The following is a 242-nucleotide window of genomic DNA, read 5'->3' as shown; positions in this document are numbered from 1 at the left end:
ACTTTCACACTGGTTGCAGCACTATCATCGGCGCAAAGTTGTTTCACGGTCCTGTTCGGGATGGGAAGGGGTGGGACCAACTTGCTATGGTCATCAGGCATAACTTGTACTGGCGTTTGTCTCCTGTGGGACGACAAAGCCTGAATCTGGAAGAAGCAAAGATTGGGGTAATGACTGGTAGTATCAACAAACGCACAACGTTGTACCGTCTTATCCTCTGTACCTGCTAAGGTTATAGGGAC

1 rRNA gene is annotated in these 242 nt (G+C 48.8%); it reads right to left on the bottom strand.

Features of this window, described 5'->3' with window-relative positions:
- Nucleotides 1-98, bottom strand: a 5S ribosomal RNA gene (gene rrf / locus MRBLMS1_RS26905); the annotation flags it as partial.
- Nucleotides 99-242 lie beyond the last annotated feature (144 nt).

Origin of the sequence: Massilia sp. LMS1-1-1.1, assembly GCF_040815535.1 — a bacterium.
In the GTDB taxonomy this organism is placed as follows: Bacteria; Pseudomonadota; Gammaproteobacteria; order Burkholderiales; family Burkholderiaceae_D; genus Janthinobacterium; species Janthinobacterium aestuarii.
The sequence above is the reverse complement of the archived record's forward strand: the minus strand, read 5'-3'. Positions and strand labels throughout refer to the sequence as shown.